We start from the raw sequence: 19,539 nt of genomic DNA, 5'->3' as shown, positions 1-19,539 counted from the left end.
GCTCATGCCGCGAGGGGGTCATTAGGTCAACCCCCGTTGGACTCCGTGTCCGGACAGTCAGCACCGACGGGCAGCGTCTGATTGCAGACGCTGCTGGAGTCCGACTCTTTACACCCGGCCACCCCGACGGCCAGCGCCGCAGCAACCAGGAACACGACGATGCGCATTGCACGATGCTAATGAGTTCCCCCTCTCGTGTCGTCCTCTCATGCCGCATCTTGGGCTCACGTAGCGAGCATGTGGGGCGACGTCGGCTCAGATTCTGAAGATGATCAAAGCCGCGACGGAGCCGACAAAGCTGGACCACAGGAGGCCGGTACCGAACGCCGCCATCCGGGGCCGTCGTCGCCCCAGCAACCGGGTCACTCCACCCACGACGAGCATCAGCGCCACCAGGATCACGGTGAGGGCGATCTCTGGGATAGCGCCCCATTCCCTCCGCGGGGGCGAGTTCGCGTAGCCAACGGCAGGCTGCACCACCATCAGAACACCGACGGCAACCCCGAGAAACGCAGGACCCCTCCCACTCACACGTGCGCTGATCGGCGCCGGCTGCTCAACTACCTGTCGATCAAAGGCATCCAACACGGCCACCCCCCAAACTCGTCAAGGCCTCGTCTGAAGTAGGACCCTCCACGTTCCGGGCCGCCTCAGCGGCAACGTTGAGCAAAGCGTTGCCAGTCCGTAATCCGCTGAAGGCGGCAACAGCATCCACGGCCCCCACGAGACGTCCGCTCATGCCGCGTTGAGACTGCAAGTCACCATGCGGGGACGCTTCCCGCGTGGGTACCTTTCGAGGCATGATCAGCCCGTTTGCCGCGGAGGGCATCTGGATCCCCTTGGACTACGCCGTCGCTTGGGCACCCTTCGAGCGATTCCACTTCGAGGCGAACTACTACGAGACCGAGCAACCGGCGATTGCACTTCCGGAGGACGCCCTGGTCGTAGACCTGGCCCCGGTCTTTACCAACGAGGCTGCGATGTTCGCCGCCGGAGAAGCCGCGATCAACGCCTCGGCCCTACGTGCGTTCGTGTCGCTCGCGGGGGACCTCGAGATGACAGCCCTCGACTGGCAGCACACCCCCTACCGGTACTGCCCCGCGAAGCACGCGTCGGCCAACATCGAGGCGTGGCCCGTCCCGGTCTTTCCTAACGGGGACTACTACATCCATCTCGGACCCGACGCTGCGTGGGGAACCTTCGGGCACCCCTGGCAACGAACCATCACGCTCTGGGGACGCAGCCTCACCGAGTCTCTCGGTGCCGACCTTCTTTCGTGGTTGCCCCGTCACCCGCAGAGCCCAACCTGATGTCCTCATCTGCCGCGTTGCTTACTCACGGCCACCATCTGTCAGCTCGGCTAGGAGTTCGTCCCACGTGGGCACTATGACCGTCGAGGGCCACCGAGGGTCGCTCTCCTTCGTCCACGTCAGGTGTACCCAGACCCACCTTCCGTCCGGCACTGCGTAGATGACTTCCTTCCGCAGTTTCCGAACCGCGACAGCCTGGACACTGACGTGCGCGAGCGGATGGTTCGCTGCAACCTCACGCGCCAGTTCTGCCTCGAGTTCGGCGCCGGCCTCCGTGCCGCGCACGTCCGTCCACAGCTCCGAGAGACGGCTGAGATCCATATCCGAGTGCATGCAGCGAGGATCTCAGCCCGCCTTAACTCGCGGGCGATGTTGCGGCTGATGCGACCGCTTTTGCCGCAGTCAGCGCAGTCACTACAGCCGATGTGCGGATGTAGTGCCCGGGTCCGTGGCGCCCCAAGGGCAGGGGCTGGTGACCTTTGCCAAGGCGGCGTCGACGCCCTCGGTGGTGCTCATGGCCCACGTCAGCCATGCTCGGGTGCGGTAGGTCGGCTGGTCGGCGCACGTCCGGTCATAGAGGGTGTAGCGGCTGCTGCTGGTGGTGTTGGTCGCGTTGGCCCAATAGGTGAGGACGTCGGGGTGGATGCCTGTCGATGGCCGTCCCAGAATCATGCCGTCGCCGGTCTCGAGGTAGGGATTGACGGCGTCATGCCAGCTGCCGTTCGTTCGTCGTTCTTGGTAGAACCCGCGGCTTGGCCTGACGCCGGGCAGGTCGTACGTAGTGCCCGTGACGTCGATCCAGGTGGTGCACCCAAGCTCGAGATTGCGGCTGAGTGTGTCCGTCGCGATCAAGACGGTTGGGTCGTCAGTGGTCAGGCAGCCGTCGACCGCCTGCACAGCCGCAGTGAACCGCGGTGCCACGGTGCGCCCGGTGCCGAGGGTCAGCGACATGGTCGCGCTGACCGCCAGGGCGCCGACCAGCACTCGGCGGGACCAGCCCCGGCCAACGGCTGCGCCGATGCACCAGGCGAGCGGGACCGCCAGCAAGGCGCCGTACTGCAGGAAGTGACTGGGGCTGACAACGAGCACCGCCGTGCAGGCCAGAAGCAGCGCGACGGGAAGCGCCAGTCGGGCCCGCACCGTTCGCATCACCACCGCCACGAGTACTGCCGCCACGATGACAAACACTGCCCAGGTCAACGCCTGGGTGTACGGGCCGCCGTGGCCCTCGTATCGCGGCAACCCGAACAGCTCCGGCAGGCGAATCGCGAGGCCGCGATTGCCGTCCGGTCGCCCCAACTGGTCCAGGACCACCATCCGCCACATCGCTGCTGGTGCGGCGGCGAAGAACGGCAGGCACACCGCCGTCACGGTGCCGACCGCGCCGAGCAGGATCCTGCCCCCGACGGCGCGCCCGTCGCGGTGCCACAAGAACGCGACGATGACCAGCAGCGGCACCACGCCCCAGATCTTGGTCGCCGTCGCGACACCCAGCAGGGCCCCCGCAGCCCACAACTGGCGCGCCTGCGGGCGATGCACCCCGACCGACAGTGCCAGCGCGCCAGCCAGCAGCAAGTTGGGCAGGGCCTCCAAGGTCAGCGAGGAGTCGGCGTACACCGCCGGCACGAACACGGCGTACGTGGCGCCGGCAGCCCACATCGCAGCGCTGCCGCGATCGCGAATCAGCCACGTCACCAGCGCGGCCGCAACCCCACCGGCCAGCATCACCACGACCTTGCCCACCACGAGCGCAACCGGATCCCCGAACGGCCCTGCGATAGCGGCGAACGGTGCCAAAGCCAACACCACCCCGGGCGGATGCAGCATCACCAGGTCGCGATATGGCAGCTGCCCGTGCAGCAGAGACATCGAAATTCCCAGGTACACCCCGTCGTCATACCTGCCCAGACCGAGCCAACCACCATGCATCAGCGTCGGCACGAGCCGGACGACGACAGCCAACACCGCAACACCGATCAGCACTCTGCAGCAGACCCGATTGGCGTCACTGCGTCGCAAGTCGCGCTCGCCACCGGCTTCGAGCACCATCCCCACCCTCACGGCGCAAACGTACCCGGCACTCGAAGCACCTCGCGGCACGTCCGCTACTGCCGCCGGGCGCAGGTCGATGCGGCGATCATCAGGCCTTGGCCCAGAGCCCGCGCTACGGTCCGATCCATGAAGCGCGTCGCCATCCCAGTGCTGGCCGTGCCGGCTGTCCTGCTCGCACTTGCGGGTTGGGGGCTCGGAGCACTTCCACTCAGTGCAGCGGAGCCCAACGGCATCTACGTGGAGTGTGGGCCGGCCCTCTTTGGTCGGCCCTCCCCGTTGCCAGACCCTTCCTGCGCCGCCGCGTACTCGCCCCTCCCGATACTCAGCCCCGCTTTGCTACTCGCCGCCCTCGCAGCATTCGCTGTCATAGGCAGCCGGTATGTCAAATCTCGGGCACCGCAAGCAGCCCGCTGACGGCCGACGCATCCGCTCATGCCGCGAGTTGGGAGTCGCCCTGATGACGCTGGGCGGTCACTCGTTAGGTCGATCGAGCCACGAGGTCATGGCCTCCGGCGGTGGGAGGCCGTCTCGGAGCAAGGCGACGAGCTCCACGAGCACCTCGTCCAATCCGTCTAGCGAGTCCAGGTTGTAGTGCTTTGTGACCAGCCAACCGTCTGCCTTGCGGCCCGCGTCCAAATCGAGCTCTCCGGTCTCCCAAACAATTACGCTCGCAAGCCATCCGGCACTGTCGAACTCCGCCGACGTGACCGCCTTTCCGTGATTCGGTGAGATCGGCGTGAAAGCGACATCTGCCTCAAGCGCATCCCAGCGCTCGACGTGTGCGCGAACGCGTTGCTCAAAGTCGGTAATGTGGAAGGCCACGATCGCAGGCTGCCACGGAACGTCCGCTTATGCCGCAGAGAGCGCGGCCAACCCTTCGTTCGTCAACGCGGTGGGCGGCGGCGCTTCACGCCGCGGAAGATGAAGCCTTCGCCGATCGCAGGCCGAGCACACCAATGGTGACGAGGCCGACGGTGAACAGGCCCCAGATTGACAGCGCGGTGGTGAGGTCGGCGCCAGTCGGTCGAAGCGTCACCTCGCCCGGCATCCACCCGGAGTCGATGACCAGCGCGCCGAGCACGGCGCACGTGCACCCACTGACAAGCACCACGGCCGACGTCGCAATAGTCACGAGCACCGTGCCGCCCGCCCGATGGAGAAACACCTGCACCAGGCCCGCGAAAGCTGCAACGACCAGGGCGGGGCCCACCAGCATCGCAACGACCGCGACTTGCGGCGTCCAGCTAGATCCAGAGCGCAGAGGCCAGGCGGACCACCACAGGTAGAGAGCGCCGGCGGCACCGATCGCCACACTCACCCCGACGGCATGACCGCGACTACGCACGAAAGCAACCTAACCGGACCGTCACGGAAGTACCCGCTCATGCCGCCGACCGTGCGTATCTTCATCCCGGCGTCGCGCCCCAATCGCTGGCGGCAGACTCAGGCCCGTGATTGCCGAGCGATGGTCCGATCTGGTGTCGGAAATGTACGTACTAGTACATGAGCAGGCTGCTCTGTATGAGGTGACCCACGAAGTCAGGGATCTTGGTTCTGAGACTCCGGACGTCGTACACGGGCCGTGGCTGGCAAGTGAGTGCCAAGCCGCTCTGATCCCGTGGCATGAGGCGGGCTGGCTGGACCTCGTGGCCGACGAGAACCCTCCGCAAATGCTCGCGGCCGCCGAGTGGCGGCACCGAGCCACACAAGAAGGTGCCTACATGGTTCTTGCTGCCAAGGATGCGACGAAACTCCTTCAGGACACGTCCCTTTGGACCATCGACAGCGCAGACGGCCACGTCATGCTCTCGCTGAACGACGAGGGCGTTCGGCACGACTACCCGGAGTGGCTGGCCCTAGCGCAGCCCTGAACACGTCCTGCAATGCCGCGGAGCGGACACGATCAGCAGTCCTCATCCTGGGCCCGAGAAGCGCCGCGAACACATGCTCGCCTCGTCACGCCGGCCAGTGTCTTCCTCCCAGATGCAAGCCGCGCAGCGACTTAGGTCTTCTCGGCCTGGCCGAGGATGGGCCGACTCATCGTGCCCACAGTCGGGGCATGACTTGTCGACGACCGGCGGACATGCTCGCTGCGAACGACGCCAGAAGGGCATGAATCCATTGTTGGCCCGCTGGCTCCCTGGACCATCCGAAATGGCCGCACCTCGGTCGCTTCGAAGTCCAGCGCCGAAGGTGGTGGCCGCATGGGAGGCTCCCGTCATGGAACGTGCCACTGAGATTGAACTCCTGTCGCCCAAGACCAATCGAGTCGTCGTCCGAACGATGGGCCGGCGATACGCGGGCATCGTCGTACAGGGTGACCGTCTCAGTGAGTGGGTGACCATGGCGCGCTCCACGAACCCTGAGGACCGTGACGAACTCCGTCAAGAACTAGAGGAGTCCCTGCGGGAAGTCATCCGAGCGTCCGAAGCCGCGGGCATCGGCGTGCCTCACCTGCCGCCAATCTGACACTTCCGGAGACGTGCGCACATGCCGCGGAGCGATGCGACCTTGTCGATTCCAAGTGCCCAGTGGCGAGGCATGGAACACTGCCGCTCGTGACGTCCACCGGGGAGCAGCGCAGGCGTCAGTTCTGGTGGGTCATCGATCGGCGGTTCCTTGACCGGTGGCCGGTACGCCTAAGCGCGGCGTTCTTGGTCGTTCTTGGCTTCACGCTTGCCGCTCACAACCAAGGGGAGCCGTGGGTTATCGCATTTGCGATTGCCTTCCTTTGCATCGGTTCTGCGTTGACGAGCCGCGGCAGTGACCGCGCGCCAAGGCGGTCCCGCCGGCTCACGCTGCTGACGGTGGTCTCAGCGGGCTCATGTTTGGCAATGGCCTTCCTATCGGGAGTGACGGAGTCCGACGGCGTCAGGCTGGTGTCAGCCATGGGCGCGGCCGTTGGAGCGATGACGACGATCGATCTCCTGTGGGATTCCTTTCGAGCCGTACGACACGACAGAAGCTCAGCCGGTAGTCCCCAGTAGCAAAGAAGCTCCCCGGTCCGAGTCGACCCCTCATGCCGCGATCCGCATGAACTGCTTATGGTCGACCGCGAAGGTCTGGTGCGCACCGATGCCAACCCAGGGTGCGGCCTGTGGAAGCGCATCAGCTAGGGACCTGACCACCACGTTGCGCGGCCCGGCGGCTCCCGATGTGGCCGCTGCCGGGGGCGATGGCCCGGTCAGGCCCGCCACTTCGCCCGAGCGCGACGAGCCATGCGGAAGAGCCCGTGCCAGTTGTCGAGGTCGCGCAGCAGCTCCTCCAAGTTCGCGTAGCGACGCCGCAGCTCATCCTCGGTCAACGCCCCGCCGTACGGCGCCTGGCGCTCGGGCTCTGCCGCCACTAGGCCGTGCATGTACACGCTGGTTCCCTCACCGACCTCGAAGACGTAGTCGTCCCACAGCCGCTGATGCTTCCTCCAGTCGAGCACAGGCGGGGAGTCGCCCTGCCTGTGCCACCGGGCCACCTCGAGCAACGCCGGCAGGTCCTCCAGCGTCTGCTCCGGGTGGCGCGCGTGCGGCCGTAGCTGTTCAAGCTGGACGCGCGCGGCGACGAGGGCGCAGCGCATCTCTGCGCGGTCCTCCCGTCGCCGCACCCGGCCGTCCGCACCGAACGTCCAGGCGAACGTGGCCAGCGAGATGACGATGGCCATCACGTCGAGATGGTCCCTGAGCCAGCTCAACGTGGTTCCCCCCGTAAGTACATGCGTCGAGGCTAGCCAGCGGTCCTCGCGCCCAGCCGGGGACACGCAGACGCGCCTTGGCTCCCGTCGGCGCGGTGCGCTCTCACGGTGTCGTCCATGACCGGCGAGCCGCCCCTCGCTGCCTACCGCCGCTGCACCGCGACCATCGGCTCAGCCTAGGCCGTCGCCGAACCGCCGCGCCGGGTCCGCACGGCCTACGCTCTCCGCGTGAGCAAGTCCTGGCCGCCCCGGCCCAGCCCGCAGGAGTCGCGTCTGGTCGCGCAGAGCTCTGGCGCTGCCATGCTCACGATCCTGGTGCTTTCCTCGGTTGGATCCGTGGACCTGCGCGACCTGGGAACGCTGGCCGTCCCTGCGCTGCTCTACGTGATCCTGCAGGTCTTCTTCCGCGTCGGCGTGCGCGTCTCAGGGCTCCCTCGGCGCAAGCGGGCCTGGGCCTTCCTCGTCTGATGCCGCACCGCCGCCGTCCCGACTTCAGGCGGTGCGGCGCAGCGAGCGCAGCCGGGTGGTGACCGACGCGCGCCCCAGTGTCGTGAACGACTGGCCGCTGAGGGCTGCCGGGTGCGGCCGGCCTCCTGCAGGGCCTCGAGCGCCTTGGCCTCCAGCCGGTCATCGCTCAGCTGGCCCGTCGCCCCTGGCACGCGCCAGCTGCCCGGCCAGCGGTCGGTGGGCCGCGACCGCGCGCCGGCGGGCCAGTGCCGGGCGGTCTGGCGCGCTGGAGCGCCGGATCACCATCGTCGCGACCGTCCCGTGACCTGTGCGGGCGGCCAGCAGCTGAGGCCGCCATCGGTGATTGCTCGCCGGCGCGCGAGGTGGACGGGTCCCGTGGCGTCCTCCGCTTCCGACCGGAACAGACCCCCTCTCCTGCCCTCGCCCAGCCCAGCCCCGCCCCTCCCGGTCCGCGCCAGCCGTCAGGTCACCCCGGCCTGCTCCTTGACCCGCGACGCATCGTCTACCGGGTAGCGCTGTAGGGCGGGTGTGCGGGCCCTGCTCGGTGCGAAGCTCGCCGTCGTCGTCTACAACGCGCATGCGTTCACGACCGGGTGGGCGCAGTGGGCGCGTAGGTGGCGCGACGGCGTGCGCTGCTCGAGCTCTCAGTGGGCCTCTACGACACGGCGACGGCCGAGCTGGTGGCGATGGTCGACACCTGCCATTGCGACCCACGAACCGCTGCCACGGACTAGTGCCACGGGCGGGCCGCGACCCCACCGTCACGCATGACCACCCGCCGACGGGATCCTGGAGGCTGCCGCGCCCATCTACCGCTACCGCGTCCGCATCACCCCGCGCGCCCTGGACCGTGCCGGCCCGGTCCTCTCGTTCTGCGCCCCCGACTGCGCCGACCTGTGGCGTGCCACCGACCCGCGCCCGGCCGTCCTGCAGGACCGCCCCCCAGAGCCCGGCCCCACCTGCGTGCACTGCGCCTGGTCCGCCCTCCTCATCGCCGAGCCAGCCACGTGCGCCGTCCACCCGTCGTTCCCGCCCCTGAACGTCCTGCAGTCAGCGCCGGCGCACGTCACGGCGCGGCACTGGCGCTCTCGCACCGGCGTCCCGTTCCCCGACACCGACGATGCATCGATGGCCCTGGAGGTCGCCGCGTGCGACCCGTGTGAGCCCTCCCGCTCCGCCTACACCCCGGCCGACCTCACGGCCTACGTCGAGGCCCTTTTTGCGCCCGGTGACCGCCCGTGAGCATCAAGACTGGCATCGACCTCCCTCGTCAGCTCGGCCTCGCCATCCTGGCTCTGTTCGACCGGGCCGACTTGGAGACCCTCCTCGGCTTCATCGAGGAGCGTGCCGGCGCGCTCGACGCTGGCACCGGCTTGACCGGCGAGGACGTCGCCGCGGTCCAGCTCGTCCTGTCGTGGACCCTCGACGAGCTGGCCCTGCCCGGCGGGACCGACCTGGTGCATCTGGCCGGCCGCTTCGCCCACCTCGGCGAGTTCGACTGGCCCATCGCCCTGGAGAAGGCCCGCATCACCCTCTCGCCGCCGCGGTGAGCGCGCGCCGCCCGCCACAACCAAAGTGCCCCCGCATACAGCCACGTGACGGGCTGGTGCGGGGGCGGGTGGTGGGTGCAGGAAGCGGTGGTCCCTGCTCCCGGCCACCTCACTCGGCGCTGCTTTCGACGTTGAGGTCGTGGGCGTCTTTTCTTGGTCACGGCCCGAGAGCAGCCGCGGTCAGTAGTTCTCCAGGGTGGTCACGGCGTTGCGCAGCGCGTCCGTGCCCGAGCGCACGTAGTGGTTCAGGACCGTCTGCAGCTTGTCTCCGAGCCACGCAGCGACGTCTTCCCACTCCGCGTTGAGCTCAGCCCGCCAGAACGACACGGCGTGGTGGCGCATGTTCCGCACAACGATGACGTCCGGCCACGCGTTGTCCGGGTCGCGCCGCTCGAGCTCGCGCCGCGTCTTGTGCCAGACGGTGTTCAGGAACTCCTGCGATGGCGGCAGTCCCGTCGACCCGTCGACGAAGAGCCACTGCTCCTCGGCCGGGTCGACCTCGACAGCCCACCACGGCGTCTTGCCCGAGGACGCGCCGAGCTTGGTCCGCCGCGCCCGCTCGCGCAGCTGCGCGTTCACGACCTGCTGCTGTGACGCGTTCTCCTGTAGGCCGAGGGAGCGCGCGATGACCGGTAGGAGCTCGAGCATGAGGGAGCCCGGAAGCGGCACCCGGTGCAGCTTCCAGTTCTTCACCGGGCCGCGGTGCTCGACCTCGGGTGCTCGCGGGTCGACCCATGAGCCGTTGACCTCGAGCCATCCCTGGTCGGGGAAGATGTCGACGGCGCGCAGCCCGAGCTGCTCCGCCAGGCGCAGCCCGCCGTAGCCGGCCACCCGGAGCAGCGTTCCGTAGTTCGCGATGCGGAGGACCGCCTCGTTGCGGCCCGTGCCGTTGACGCACAGGTCGGTCGCGACGGCGGCGATGGCGTCGACGTGACGGCGCTCGGGGCGCAGCTCCTCGGGCACGTAGCTCGCGTGCTGGCCGAGCTCGGACGTGGTGCGCGGCATGGTGACGCCCAAGAGCGGATCGACCGTCGCTGCGAGCCATCCACGCGCATGGGCGAGCTTGCGCAGCGCGGCCAGGTCGGAGCGGATGTCCTCCCGCCCGGACGCGGAGAAGACGGACTGTGCTGCGGTCGACATGACGGTGCGGGAGTGCGTCGCCCGCCACTTGGACACGCGCACGGTGCCGATGTTGCCGACGACGTGCTTGCGCAGCCGGCTCTCTCGGTTCTGCCACGTGTTCACGGCCAGCCGGCGCTCCTTGCAGTCCTCGATGTAGGCCTCGCACAGTGTCGCCATCGTGACGGACGCGTCGGCCCTGTCCGGGAGCGGGACGGGCGTCTCGGCGTCGAGGGCGGCCTCGATCTGGTGGAAGAGGGCAACGGCGGCGGTGCGGGTCGGCTGCTCGGGGCTGCGGGTGGTCCAGACCAGCTCCCCGGTCTTGGGGTGGGGTGCTTTGAACTTGACTCGCCAACGGGTGTAGCTGCCGGCGGGCGCGTACAGGGTGGCGCACCAGGTGCGCGAGATACCGGGCGTGGAGCGCGGCGTGCCCTTCATCTGAGCGGCGGACATGTCAGGCCACCTTCGCCGAGCGGCGGCGCGGTGCCGGAATGCCGACGGGGACCCCGGCCTTGGAGGGGGCGCGCGAGGGGAGCTTGGGCTCCACGTCGCCAGCCAAGACGGCCTCCTCCCACGCGAGGATGGTGTCGAGCCGGTAGCGGCCACCCACGGAGCGGGGGAAGCCGGTGTGCTCGGGGATGAGCATGGAGTAGCCCTTACTGCGTCCCCAGCCGAAGTAGGTGATGACCTCCTTTCGGGACAGGTACGTGTGGCGCGGGTCGGTGTGCTGGTGGCGCTCTGCCAGGTGCGTTGTCATGTGTGGGCAAGGTGACGGTCTGGCACGACGGCGCAATCCCCGATGTCGTTCCGCGCCACGACGTGAGTCACAAAAGCGTGCTGATCGTCTGGCCGGGCCGGTCCTGAGCGGGGGCGCGCAGCAGTCTGTGACACGCTCGTGTGTCCCGTTCGTGTGTCGTAGCGGGCCTGCCGCGACACATCTCGCACTTTCAACAGTGATGGAGCCCCACGGATGCCGAACCGACTTGCAGGCTCGTTGAGCCCGTATCTCCTTGCGCACAAGGACAATCCGGTCGACTGGTGGCCGTGGTGCGACGAGGCGTTCGAGGAGGCGCGCCGCCTCGACCGGTGTGTCTTACTGTCTGTCGGCTATGCCGCGTGCCACTGGTGCCACGTCATGGCCCACGAGTCCTTCGAGGACGAGGAGGTGGCGCGCGTCCTCCTCGACGGGTTCGTCGCCGTCAAGGTCGACCGCGAGGAGCGCCCCGACGTCGACGCCGTCTACATGGCCGCGACCACCGCGCTGACCGGCCAGGGTGGCTGGCCGATGACCTGCCTGCTGACCCCCGACGGCGACCCGTTCTTCGCGGGCACCTACCTCCCCCGGGCGCACTTCCTCGGCCTGCTCGACAACGCGTCGCGGGTCTGGCGCGAGCAGCGCGAGCAGGTCCTCGCCTCCGGCGCCCACGTCGCGCAGCGGCTGCGCGAGGTGACCGGTCCTCCTGCCCCGGCGCCCATCGCGGCCGACGTCCTCGACGGGGCCGTCGTGCGCCTGCGCAGCCAGTACGACGAGGTGCGCGGCGGGTTCGGCGGCGCCCCGAAGTTCCCGCCGTCGATGGTCCTCGAGCTCCTCCTGCGCCACCACGCGCGCACCGGGTCCGCCGACGCCCTCGCGATGGCCCGCCACACCGGCGAGACGATGGCCCGCGGCGGGATGTACGACCAGCTGGCCGGCGGCTTCGCGCGGTACGCGGTCGACGCCTCGTGGGTGGTGCCCCACTTCGAGAAGATGCTCTACGACAACGCGCTCCTGCTGCGCGCCTACGCGCATCTCTGGCGGGCCACCGGCGACCCCCTCGCCCGCCGCGTCGTCGAGGAGACCGCCGACTTCGTCGTCCGCGACCTCGGCACCCCCGAGGGGGCGTTCGCCTCCGCCCTCGACGCCGACACCGTCGTCGACGGCACGTCGCACGAGGGCCTGACCTACGCCTGGACCCCGGCACAGCTCGCGGAGGTGCTCGGCGCGGACGACGGCGCCCGCGCCGCGGACCTGCTCGCCGTCACCGACGACGGCACCTTCGAGCACGGCAGCTCCACCCTGCAGCTGCGGCGCGACCCCGAGGACGCCTCCTGGTGGTCCGCCACCCGCACCCGGCTGCTCGAGGCCCGGGGGTCCCGCCCGCAGCCGGCCCGCGACGACAAGGTCGTCACCGCCTGGAACGGCCTCGCCATCGCCGGCCTCGCCGACGCCGGGGCGCTGCTCCCGCGGCCCGACCTCGTCGCCGCCGCGGCGCGCGCCGCCGACCACGTCCTCGCGACCCACGACGTCGACGGGACGCTGCACCGCACCTCGCGCGCCGGTCGCGTGTCGGCCGCACCCGCCGTCCTCGACGACCACGGCGACCTCGCCGAGGGGCTCCTGGCCCTGCACCAGGCCACCGGCCAGGCGCGCTGGCTCGTCCGCGCGGGCGACCTCCTCGACCGCGCCCTCGCGGGCTTCGTCGACGCCGACGGCGCGCTGCACGACACCGCCCACGACGCACCGGGGCTGTTCGCGCGCCCCGCGAGCCGCAGCGACAACGCCGAGCCGTCGGGCGCCGCGGCCCTCGCCGGGGCGCTCCTCACGTACTCCGCGCTCACCGGCTCCACCGCGCACCGCGAGGCCGCCGACCGTGCGCTGGCCGCCTGCGGCTCGGTCGCCGCGTCCGAGCCTCGCTTCGCCGGATGGGCCCTGGCGGTCGCCGAGGCCGCCGTGGCCAGACCGCTCCAGGTGGCGGTCGTCGGCGAGGGCCCGGAGGCCGACGCGATGCTCGCCACGGTCCGGGCGGCGACCTCGCCCGGGCTCGTGCACGTCGCCGGCCGGCCGGACGCCCCCGGCATCCCCCTGCTGGCCGACCGTCCCCTCGTGGACGGCGCGGCCGCCGCCTACGTCTGCCGCGGCTTCGTCTGCGACCGGCCGGTCACCGACGCCGAGGCGCTGGCCGAGGCCCTCGCGCGGGGCTGAGCGGGTGGCTGCCGTCCGTGGGCCGGGGCCCACGGACGCCGGGCGGCACAGAGGGAAGGCGACCGGCGCTCGGCGCGGCCACCGCCGTCCCGGCGCCCGCCGACCCGCGCTGCAGCCACCCGTGGGCGACCGGCGCCGGGCCGAGCGAGCCCCGCGGCGACGCCGCGGGACCCGCCGGGTCCGAGGGAGCCGACGACCGGCACGGCGGAGCAGCGGCGGCGCACCGCAGGTGCGCCACCCGACGGGCCCGGGGCGTCGGCGGGTGCGGACGCGGGAGCACGCGGAGCTGCGATCGGACCATGACCCGGCCTGTGGCTGGAGCCGGGACCCCCTGCTGAAGCCCGGCGTGGTGCGTCGAACATAGCAGCGGCCGCGCGGCGGCGGCAGGGGCATCCTGCGGCGGTGGACAACCCCCGGAGGCCTCGTAAACCCCGCTGTGCCACAGGCGCGGACGTTCGTCAGAGGACGATGAGCGAATACTCCGGGTCGCGCTCGGGGAGCATCCGGGCCACCCGCTCGGGGTCCACCCACGCGGCCGTCGCCCACACGTCGGCCCACGTGAGGTCGGGCCCCACGACCGTGCACGAGCCGGGTCGCGCGATCCCTCGCCCGGTCCGCGGGTCGACGACGTGGGCGCCGCGCGCGGCCGCCCCGGAGGTCGCGACCCCGCCGCGACGCACGGCCACGACGTCCGCGACCCGGCCCGGCGTGCGGGGGTCCTCGAGCCCGATCCGCCACGTCGGCGCGGTGACGGACGGCCCGGGTCCCACCCCGACGGCGACGTCGCCGCCGGCGCCGAGGCTGTAGGCGATCTCGGGCACGACGGCGAGGTGCTCCGCGGCCCCGGCGGCGGCCCAGCCCTTGACCAGACCGGTCGGGTCGAACACCGGGCGGCCACCGTCGCGCGAGCGCCAGGCGGAGAACAGGCCGTCGGTGCGCTCCTCGGCCTCGAGGCAGAGGTCGACGACGTCCGCGACCCAGCCGTGCACGTCGTCGACCTCGCCGTGCTGGAGGCGCAGCAGGTCGCTGTCGGCGCGCCACGTCGAGAGGACCGCGTCGGCCCGCCGCAGGTGCGCGAAGGCCCGCTGGACCGCGGCCTCGATGTCGGGGCGGGTCGGCTCGACGGCCCGCACGTGGATGCTCACCGCGGTGCCCATCACGTGCTCCACCCAGGCCCGGCGGGCGAGGACCGGCGGCGTCGGCGCTGCGGGGGCCACGGGGATCTCGGCGGTGATCACAGGTTGGCCTGGTCGATCGCGGACTGCAGCGACTGGATGTAGCCGTCGGAGGTGAACGTCGCCCCCGAGACCATGTCGATCCCGGCGTCCTGCGCCTGCACGGCCTCGTCGTTGAGGATCGGCACGGCGTAGCCGTTGATCTCCTGGTCGCGGTGGTCGCTCCACGGCACCTGCGTCACGGCCGACTTCGTGATCCTGCCGCCCTTGACGGTGATCTCGACCTGCACCGGTCCGTACCGCGTCTGGATCGCGTCGCCCGTGTAGGTCTTCGCGGCGGACGACGAGGACTTTTTCGTCGTCGAGGGGGACGGTGTCGCGCTCGAGGAGTCCGAGGACGATGACGACGACGAGGACGAGCCGTCGCTCGAGCCGCTCGACGTCCCGTCGCCGCTCGCGGTGTCGGGCGCAGCGGCGCCGTCGGCGTTGGCGTCGCCGAGCGCCACGGTGGTCGCGCCCTGCCCGGTCGAGGTGTGGTAGCTGAAGAGCAGGACGAGCGCCGAGACCGTGCTCAGCAGCCAGGTGGTGATGCGTCGCATCGTGGAGGTCCTCGCGGGTCGTGGGGGTTGGGGGTCAGTAGCCGAAGCGCTCGAGGTGGATCGCGTCGCGCGGGACGCCGGCGGCGTGCGCGGCGTCGCGCACCGCGTCCATCCAGCCGTCGTTGCCGCAGACGTAGACCTCGTGGTGGTCGATGTCGTGGACGATCTCGCGCAGCGCCTCGGCGTCGCCGAGGTGCGCGGCCTGCTGCGGCAGCCAGCTCGCCCGGCCCCCCACCCGGGGGCCCTCGACGAGGAGGTAGCGGGCGCCACGGGCGGCCGCGAGCGAGCGCAGCTCGTCGGCGAGGACGGCCTCGGCGCGCGAGCGCACGCGGTGGACGACCGTGACGTCACCGGGGTGCTGGGGCAGCTCCTCGAGGAGGGCGCGCATCGGGGTGATGCCGATGCCCGAGCCCATGAGGAGCACCTTGCGCCGGGTGCGGACGCCGCCGTGCATCCGGCCGTACGGGCCCTCGACGAGGACGCGGGTGCCGGGCCGCAGCGCGGCGAGCCTGGCCGACCCGTCACCGAGGTGCGCGACGGTGATCCGCAGGGTGCGCCCGTCCGGGGCGGCCGAGATCGAGTAGGGGTTCGCGCGCGTCCAGCCGGGGCCGTCGAGGAAGCGCCACTGGAGGAACTGGCCGGCGCGCACCGGCAGGTGCCGGACGCCGTCGCCGCCGACGGTGACGCTCGTGACGCCGGGTCCCTCGGCGCGGACGTCGAGGACGCGGATCGGGGAGCGCAGCGAGCGCCACAGCGGCAGGCCGACGCGGAAGACGAGGACGGAGGCGGCCGTGACGGCCCACAGGCCCCACCAGAAGACGGTGGCGGCGCGGGAGTCGAGGAAGTCGGCGCCGGTCCAGAGCTGGTGCGGCAGGACCAGCCCCGCTCCGAGGTAACCGTAGAGGTGGATGAGGTGCCACGACTCGTAGCGCAGCCGGCGACGGGCCCGCTTGACCGAGGTGACGACGACCATGACGAGCGCGGCGGTGCCGGCCCACGCGAGGAGCATCCCCGGGTAGCTGACGACGAAGTCCCACGTCGTGCCCCAGAGGCCGAGGGGCCCGCTCGCCGCGTACCCGAGGGTGATGAGGCCGATGTGGACCACCAGCAGCGTGAACGACGTGAAGCCCACGAGGCGGTGCACGCGCGCCAGCTCGTCCTGCCCCCAGGCCTGCTCGACCCACGGGACGCGGGCCATGAGGACGACCTGGAGCAGCAGCAGCGCGGAGGCGACGAGCCCGGTCAGCCGGCCGGTCGACGTGAGGGCCCCGGCGAGGGTGCCGAGGTCCTGCACGCCCCCGTCCTGCACCCAGAGCGCCGTGACCCCGAGGAGCACCGCCCAGCCGGCCGCCGCGGTCGCGTCCCGCCACCAGCGCGGCACGGGCACGACGGCGCGACGGGGACGGCGGAGGGCGGCGTGGGGGCGGCGGTAGGCCTCGTCGGGCGCCGCCGTGCTCGTCGTCATGCCTGCACTGTCGGGTGGCTCCCTATGCGTCACCTGTGCGCCGTCTCGGGCCGCCGTGTGAGTGCCGGGGACACGCTCCGTGGAAGCTGTGGAAACGCTTGCGCGGATTGGGCAGGATGGCGCCCGTGACCGCACCGGTGCCGCCGCCCCCCGCCCTCCCGACCTCCGGGTGGGACCCGGAGCGCGCCGGGATGCTGCAGGCGCGGCTGGAGCGCTGGTGGCCGGACCTGTGGAGCGGGCTCGTCGCCGTCTACGGCGAGGACCGGGCCGCGCAGACGGCCTCGGAGCTCGTGACCCGGGCTGCCCGGGCCTACGCCCGCCGTCCCGACCGGCTGCACCGCCGCGACCTCGAGCGGATGCTGCGCCCCGACTGGCTCCAGGAGCCCTCGATGGTCGGGTACGCCGCCTACACCGAGCGCTTCGCCGGCGACCTGCGCGGGGTCGGCGAGCGCCTGGGCTACCTCGAGGAGCTCGGCGTCACCTACCTCCACCTCATGCCGCTCCTGCGCCCCCGCGACGGCGACAACGACGGCGGCTACGCCGTGGCCGACTACCGGGAGGTGCGCGCGGACCTCGGGACGATGCAGGACCTCACCGCGCTCGCCGACTCGCTGCACGAGCGCGGGATGAGCCTCGTCCTGGACCTCGTCCTCAACCACGTCGCCCGTGAGCACGAGTGGGCGCGCAAGGCGCGCGAGGGCGTGCTGCGCTACCGCTCGTACTTCCACGTCTTCCCCGACCGCCGCCTCCCCGACGCCTACGAGCGCACGCTGCCCGAGGTCTTCCCCGACTTCGCCCCCGGCAACTTCACGTGGGACGAGGAGCTCGACGGCTGGGTCTGGACGACCTTCAACGAGTGGCAGTGGGACGTCAACTGGGGCAACCCGGACGTCCTCGTCGAGTACGCGCAGGTCGTGCTCGACCTCGCCAACCGCGGGGTCGACGTCCTGCGCCTCGACGCCATCGCCTTCATGTGGAAGCGCCTCGGCACCGACTGCCAGGGGCAGCCCGAGGTGCACGCGCTGACGCAGGTGCTGCGCGCGGTCACGCGAATCGCCTGTCCCGCAGTGGCGTTCAAGGCCGAGGCCATCGTCGCCCCCACCAAGCTGCTCGCGTACCTCGGGGAGCGCGAGCACACCGGCAAGGTGAGCGACCTCGCGTACCACAACAGCCTCATGGTGCAGGTCTGGTCGATGCTCGCGGCCCGCGACGTGCGGCTGGCGGCGCACGCGCTGGGGTCGCTGCCGCCCAAGCCCGCGAGCGCCACGTGGCTGACCTACCTGCGCTGCCACGACGACATCGGCTGGGCGATCATGGACGAGGACGCGGCGGCGGTCGGCGTCACCGGCCCGGGGCACCGCCACTTCCTCGCCGACTGGTACTCGGGCGACTTCTGGGGCTCGCCGGCGCGCGGGCTGGTCTTCCAGTTCAACCCCGAGACCGGCGACCGGCGCACGTCCGGCACCGCGGCCTCGCTCGTCGGCATCGAGGGTGCGGGCACGCCCGAGCAGCTCGACCTCGCCGTCGCGGCCCTGCGGCTCGCGCACGCCGTCGTCGTCGGCTGGGGCGGCATCCCGGTCATCTGGAGCGGCGACGAGCTGGGGCAGGTCAACGACCCCGACTGGGCGTCGGAGCCGGGCCACGAGGACGACAACCGGTGGGCGCACCGGCCGCGGCTCGACCTGGGCGCGATGGCGACGCGGCACGACCGCTCGACGGTGTCCGGGCGGGTGTTCGGCGACCTCGTCGGGCTCGTCCGGGCGCGGGCCGCGCTGCCGCACCTGCACGGCTCGGTCGAGACGCGCATCGGCCCGGTCGACGACCCCGGCGTGCTCGTCACCCTGCGCGAGCACCCCCTGGGGCGCTTCGCCGGCGTCTACAACGTGACGCCGCAGGAGCGGGTCTGGCCGGGCTGGCGGGTCCACGAGCTCGGGCTCGACGCGGCCGTCGACGCCCTCACCGGGCAGCCCCTCGCCTGGCACCCCGACGGCGACGTCCACCTGCCGCCCTACGCCGCCCTCTGGCTCACCACCCCCTGACCCGCCCTCGCCACCTCCCCTCCCCCGCCCCGCCCTTCCCTTCCCGCGAACGTGTGTTGAATCGCCGGGGATCCCCGGCGGTTTCACACGCATCCGCCGAGGCCGGCGCGGACCTGGGCCATGACGGTCGACTCCTGCAGCCGCAGCGCCAGCAGGTCGAAGCGCAGGACCCGGTCGCTGCCGAGCGTCACGGCGTTCTGCCGCAGGTTGTCGTCGGTCAGGGCGAGCCCCGAGCGATGGCCCGACCCGTCGATCTCGACGACCAGTCGGGCGAACGCCCACCGCACGTCGAGGTAGATGCGCCCCGTCGGCCCGCGGCGCACGACCTGGCGGTCCGGCTCGGGGATGCCGTGGCGCCGGCACATGGCCGCGAAGTCGAGCTCGCCGAGGGACTGCGCGCCGTCCGCGACGTCCCGCACGACCTGTCGGATGAAAGGGTGGCGACCCCGGGTCCGCACCACCTTCGCCGCGGCGACGAGGTCGGCCCCGGAGACGAGCCGCTGCTGGACGGTCATCGCGAGCACGAGGGCGGCCTGCCGGTCGCTCCTCGCCCAGCCCGCGGCACGGACGGCCGCCACCGCCGGTCGTGTCCGCGGCAACGAGTCGCCGTCGACCAGCTCGTCCGGCCGTCGCCGCACCCGGTGGATGCGCACGTCGTCCACCCGCGGACACCGGGCGTTGCGCGTCACAGAGACGTGGACGTCGTGCTCGGTGAAGCCGGTGAGCCCCGCGGCGACCAGGCTGCTGACACCGTCCACGACGGCCACCGCATGCCCGACCTCCCAGACCGCGAGCCACGGCCTCGCCGTCTCCGACAGCGGGCCACGATGCATCGCGACGGTCAGCCGGCCGGGCAGCGCCCACCGGTCGGCCGCCACCTGGCGGGCCACGGCGTCCCGGTCGACGCCCAGCCCGCGCAGCAGCGACCGCGAGAGGATGCCGCCGTACGGTTCGGCCAGCCTCTCGACTCCTCGTCGGTGCTCGGGGTCCATCCGCGCAGCCTGCACCGCCGGGCGGTCGGCCCGCAGTCGTCATCCACAGCCCCGCGAACGTGTGTGAAATCGCCGGTCATCCTCGGCGATTTCACACACGTTCGCGGAGAGGGAGGGGCCGGG

Annotated in this window: 20 protein-coding genes; 7 read left to right on the top strand and 13 right to left on the bottom strand. The window is 71.3% G+C overall.

Translation table 11 applies throughout. The features are described from left to right. Window positions 1-26 precede the first annotated feature (26 nt). Window positions 27-167, bottom strand: a complete 141-nt coding sequence (locus KMZ30_RS02465) for a hypothetical protein (RefSeq protein ID WP_215511266.1) — start codon at window positions 165-167, stop codon at window positions 27-29. An 88-nt stretch (window positions 168-255) separates the two neighbouring features. Further along, complete coding sequence (locus KMZ30_RS02460; RefSeq protein WP_215511265.1) at window positions 256-393, bottom strand: hypothetical protein; 138 nt, start codon at window positions 391-393, stop codon at window positions 256-258. A gap of 407 nt (window positions 394-800) precedes the next feature. On the opposite strand from KMZ30_RS02460, the gene KMZ30_RS02455 reads away from it, so the two are divergent. Beyond that, window positions 801-1,310: a DUF2716 domain-containing protein gene (locus tag KMZ30_RS02455; protein ID WP_215511264.1), complete on the top strand. Its 510-nt coding sequence runs from the start codon at window positions 801-803 to the stop codon at window positions 1,308-1,310. A 21-nt stretch (window positions 1,311-1,331) separates the two neighbouring features. Here the strand turns inward: KMZ30_RS02455 and KMZ30_RS02450 are convergent, their stop codons facing one another. From KMZ30_RS02450 to KMZ30_RS02435, 4 genes are all read right to left on the bottom strand, one after another. After that, the gene (locus tag KMZ30_RS02450; protein WP_215511263.1) at window positions 1,332-1,643 is read right to left on the bottom strand and encodes a hypothetical protein; all 312 of its coding nucleotides are present in this window, start codon (window positions 1,641-1,643) and stop codon (window positions 1,332-1,334) included. An 81-nt stretch (window positions 1,644-1,724) separates the two neighbouring features. Continuing rightward, window positions 1,725-3,359, bottom strand: a complete 1,635-nt coding sequence (locus KMZ30_RS02445) for a glycosyltransferase 87 family protein (protein WP_215519847.1) — start codon at window positions 3,357-3,359, stop codon at window positions 1,725-1,727. A gap of 474 nt (window positions 3,360-3,833) precedes the next feature. Further along, a complete protein-coding gene (locus KMZ30_RS02440; protein ID WP_215511261.1) occupies window positions 3,834-4,184 on the bottom strand; it encodes an immunity protein TriTu family protein in 351 nt (116 codons plus the stop codon). Between the two features lie 85 nt (window positions 4,185-4,269). Continuing rightward, a complete protein-coding gene (locus KMZ30_RS02435) occupies window positions 4,270-4,674 on the bottom strand; it encodes a hypothetical protein (RefSeq protein ID WP_215511260.1) in 405 nt (134 codons plus the stop codon). A gap of 139 nt (window positions 4,675-4,813) precedes the next feature. Between KMZ30_RS02435 and KMZ30_RS02430 the strand changes: the two genes are divergently transcribed. After that, window positions 4,814-5,233 carry a hypothetical protein gene (locus KMZ30_RS02430; RefSeq protein ID WP_215511259.1) on the top strand — a complete coding sequence of 140 codons (420 nt, stop codon included), beginning with the start codon at window positions 4,814-4,816 and terminating at the stop codon, window positions 5,231-5,233. Window positions 5,234-5,306: 73 nt separating this feature from the next. Continuing rightward, entirely contained in the window at window positions 5,307-5,831 is a 525-nt protein-coding gene (locus KMZ30_RS22595) for a DUF6959 family protein (protein ID WP_372447492.1), read from the top strand. 715 nt (window positions 5,832-6,546) lie between these two features. On the opposite strand, the gene KMZ30_RS02425 is transcribed toward KMZ30_RS22595, so the two are convergent. Further along, window positions 6,547-7,020 carry a hypothetical protein gene (locus KMZ30_RS02425; protein WP_215511258.1) on the bottom strand — a complete coding sequence of 158 codons (474 nt, stop codon included), beginning with the start codon at window positions 7,018-7,020 and terminating at the stop codon, window positions 6,547-6,549. Between the two features lie 255 nt (window positions 7,021-7,275). Here KMZ30_RS02425 and KMZ30_RS02420 point away from each other — a divergent pair, with 255 nt between their 5' ends. Beyond that, entirely contained in the window at window positions 7,276-7,515 is a 240-nt protein-coding gene (locus KMZ30_RS02420; RefSeq protein WP_215511257.1) for a hypothetical protein, read from the top strand. A 1,238-nt stretch (window positions 7,516-8,753) separates the two neighbouring features. Then, window positions 8,754-9,065: a hypothetical protein gene (locus KMZ30_RS02415; protein ID WP_215511256.1), complete on the top strand. Its 312-nt coding sequence runs from the start codon at window positions 8,754-8,756 to the stop codon at window positions 9,063-9,065. A 180-nt stretch (window positions 9,066-9,245) separates the two neighbouring features. Here KMZ30_RS02415 and KMZ30_RS02410 read toward each other — a convergent pair whose 3' ends face one another. Further along, window positions 9,246-10,637, bottom strand: a complete 1,392-nt coding sequence (locus tag KMZ30_RS02410; protein WP_215511255.1) for a tyrosine-type recombinase/integrase — start codon at window positions 10,635-10,637, stop codon at window positions 9,246-9,248. 1 nt (window position 10,638) lies between these two features. Further along, window positions 10,639-10,941: a hypothetical protein gene (locus tag KMZ30_RS02405; RefSeq protein ID WP_215511254.1), complete on the bottom strand. Its 303-nt coding sequence runs from the start codon at window positions 10,939-10,941 to the stop codon at window positions 10,639-10,641. 213 nt (window positions 10,942-11,154) lie between these two features. Between KMZ30_RS02405 and KMZ30_RS02400 the strand changes: the two genes are divergently transcribed. Further along, entirely contained in the window at window positions 11,155-13,146 is a 1,992-nt protein-coding gene (locus KMZ30_RS02400; protein WP_215511253.1) for a thioredoxin domain-containing protein, read from the top strand. Between the two features lie 458 nt (window positions 13,147-13,604). Here KMZ30_RS02400 and KMZ30_RS02395 read toward each other — a convergent pair whose 3' ends face one another. The 3 genes from KMZ30_RS02395 to KMZ30_RS02385 are packed head-to-tail and all read right to left on the bottom strand — an operon-like array spanning window position 13,605 to window position 16,385. Beyond that, the gene (locus KMZ30_RS02395; protein WP_308279532.1) at window positions 13,605-14,384 is read right to left on the bottom strand and encodes an FAD:protein FMN transferase; all 780 of its coding nucleotides are present in this window, start codon (window positions 14,382-14,384) and stop codon (window positions 13,605-13,607) included. Beyond that, window positions 14,381-14,920: an FMN-binding protein gene (locus KMZ30_RS02390; protein ID WP_215511252.1), complete on the bottom strand. Its 540-nt coding sequence runs from the start codon at window positions 14,918-14,920 to the stop codon at window positions 14,381-14,383. The genes KMZ30_RS02395 and KMZ30_RS02390 overlap by 4 nt, the downstream gene beginning before the upstream one ends. A 34-nt stretch (window positions 14,921-14,954) precedes the next feature. Beyond that, window positions 14,955-16,385 carry a ferredoxin reductase family protein gene (locus KMZ30_RS02385; RefSeq protein ID WP_215511251.1) on the bottom strand — a complete coding sequence of 477 codons (1,431 nt, stop codon included), beginning with the start codon at window positions 16,383-16,385 and terminating at the stop codon, window positions 14,955-14,957. A 116-nt stretch (window positions 16,386-16,501) separates the two neighbouring features. On the opposite strand from KMZ30_RS02385, the gene KMZ30_RS02380 reads away from it, so the two are divergent. Then, complete coding sequence (locus tag KMZ30_RS02380; protein ID WP_215511250.1) at window positions 16,502-18,424, top strand: alpha-amylase family protein; 1,923 nt, start codon at window positions 16,502-16,504, stop codon at window positions 18,422-18,424. 83 nt (window positions 18,425-18,507) lie between these two features. Here the strand turns inward: KMZ30_RS02380 and KMZ30_RS02375 are convergent, their stop codons facing one another. Beyond that, a complete protein-coding gene (locus KMZ30_RS02375) occupies window positions 18,508-19,416 on the bottom strand; it encodes a putative endonuclease domain-containing protein (RefSeq protein WP_215511249.1) in 909 nt (302 codons plus the stop codon). Window positions 19,417-19,539 lie beyond the last annotated feature (123 nt).

This window comes from Phycicoccus mangrovi (assembly GCF_018729305.1).
Classification (GTDB): Bacteria; Actinomycetota; Actinomycetes; order Actinomycetales; family Dermatophilaceae; genus Phycicoccus; species Phycicoccus jejuensis.
Note: the sequence above shows the minus strand (reverse complement) of the source record. Positions and strands in the feature narration are given on the sequence as shown.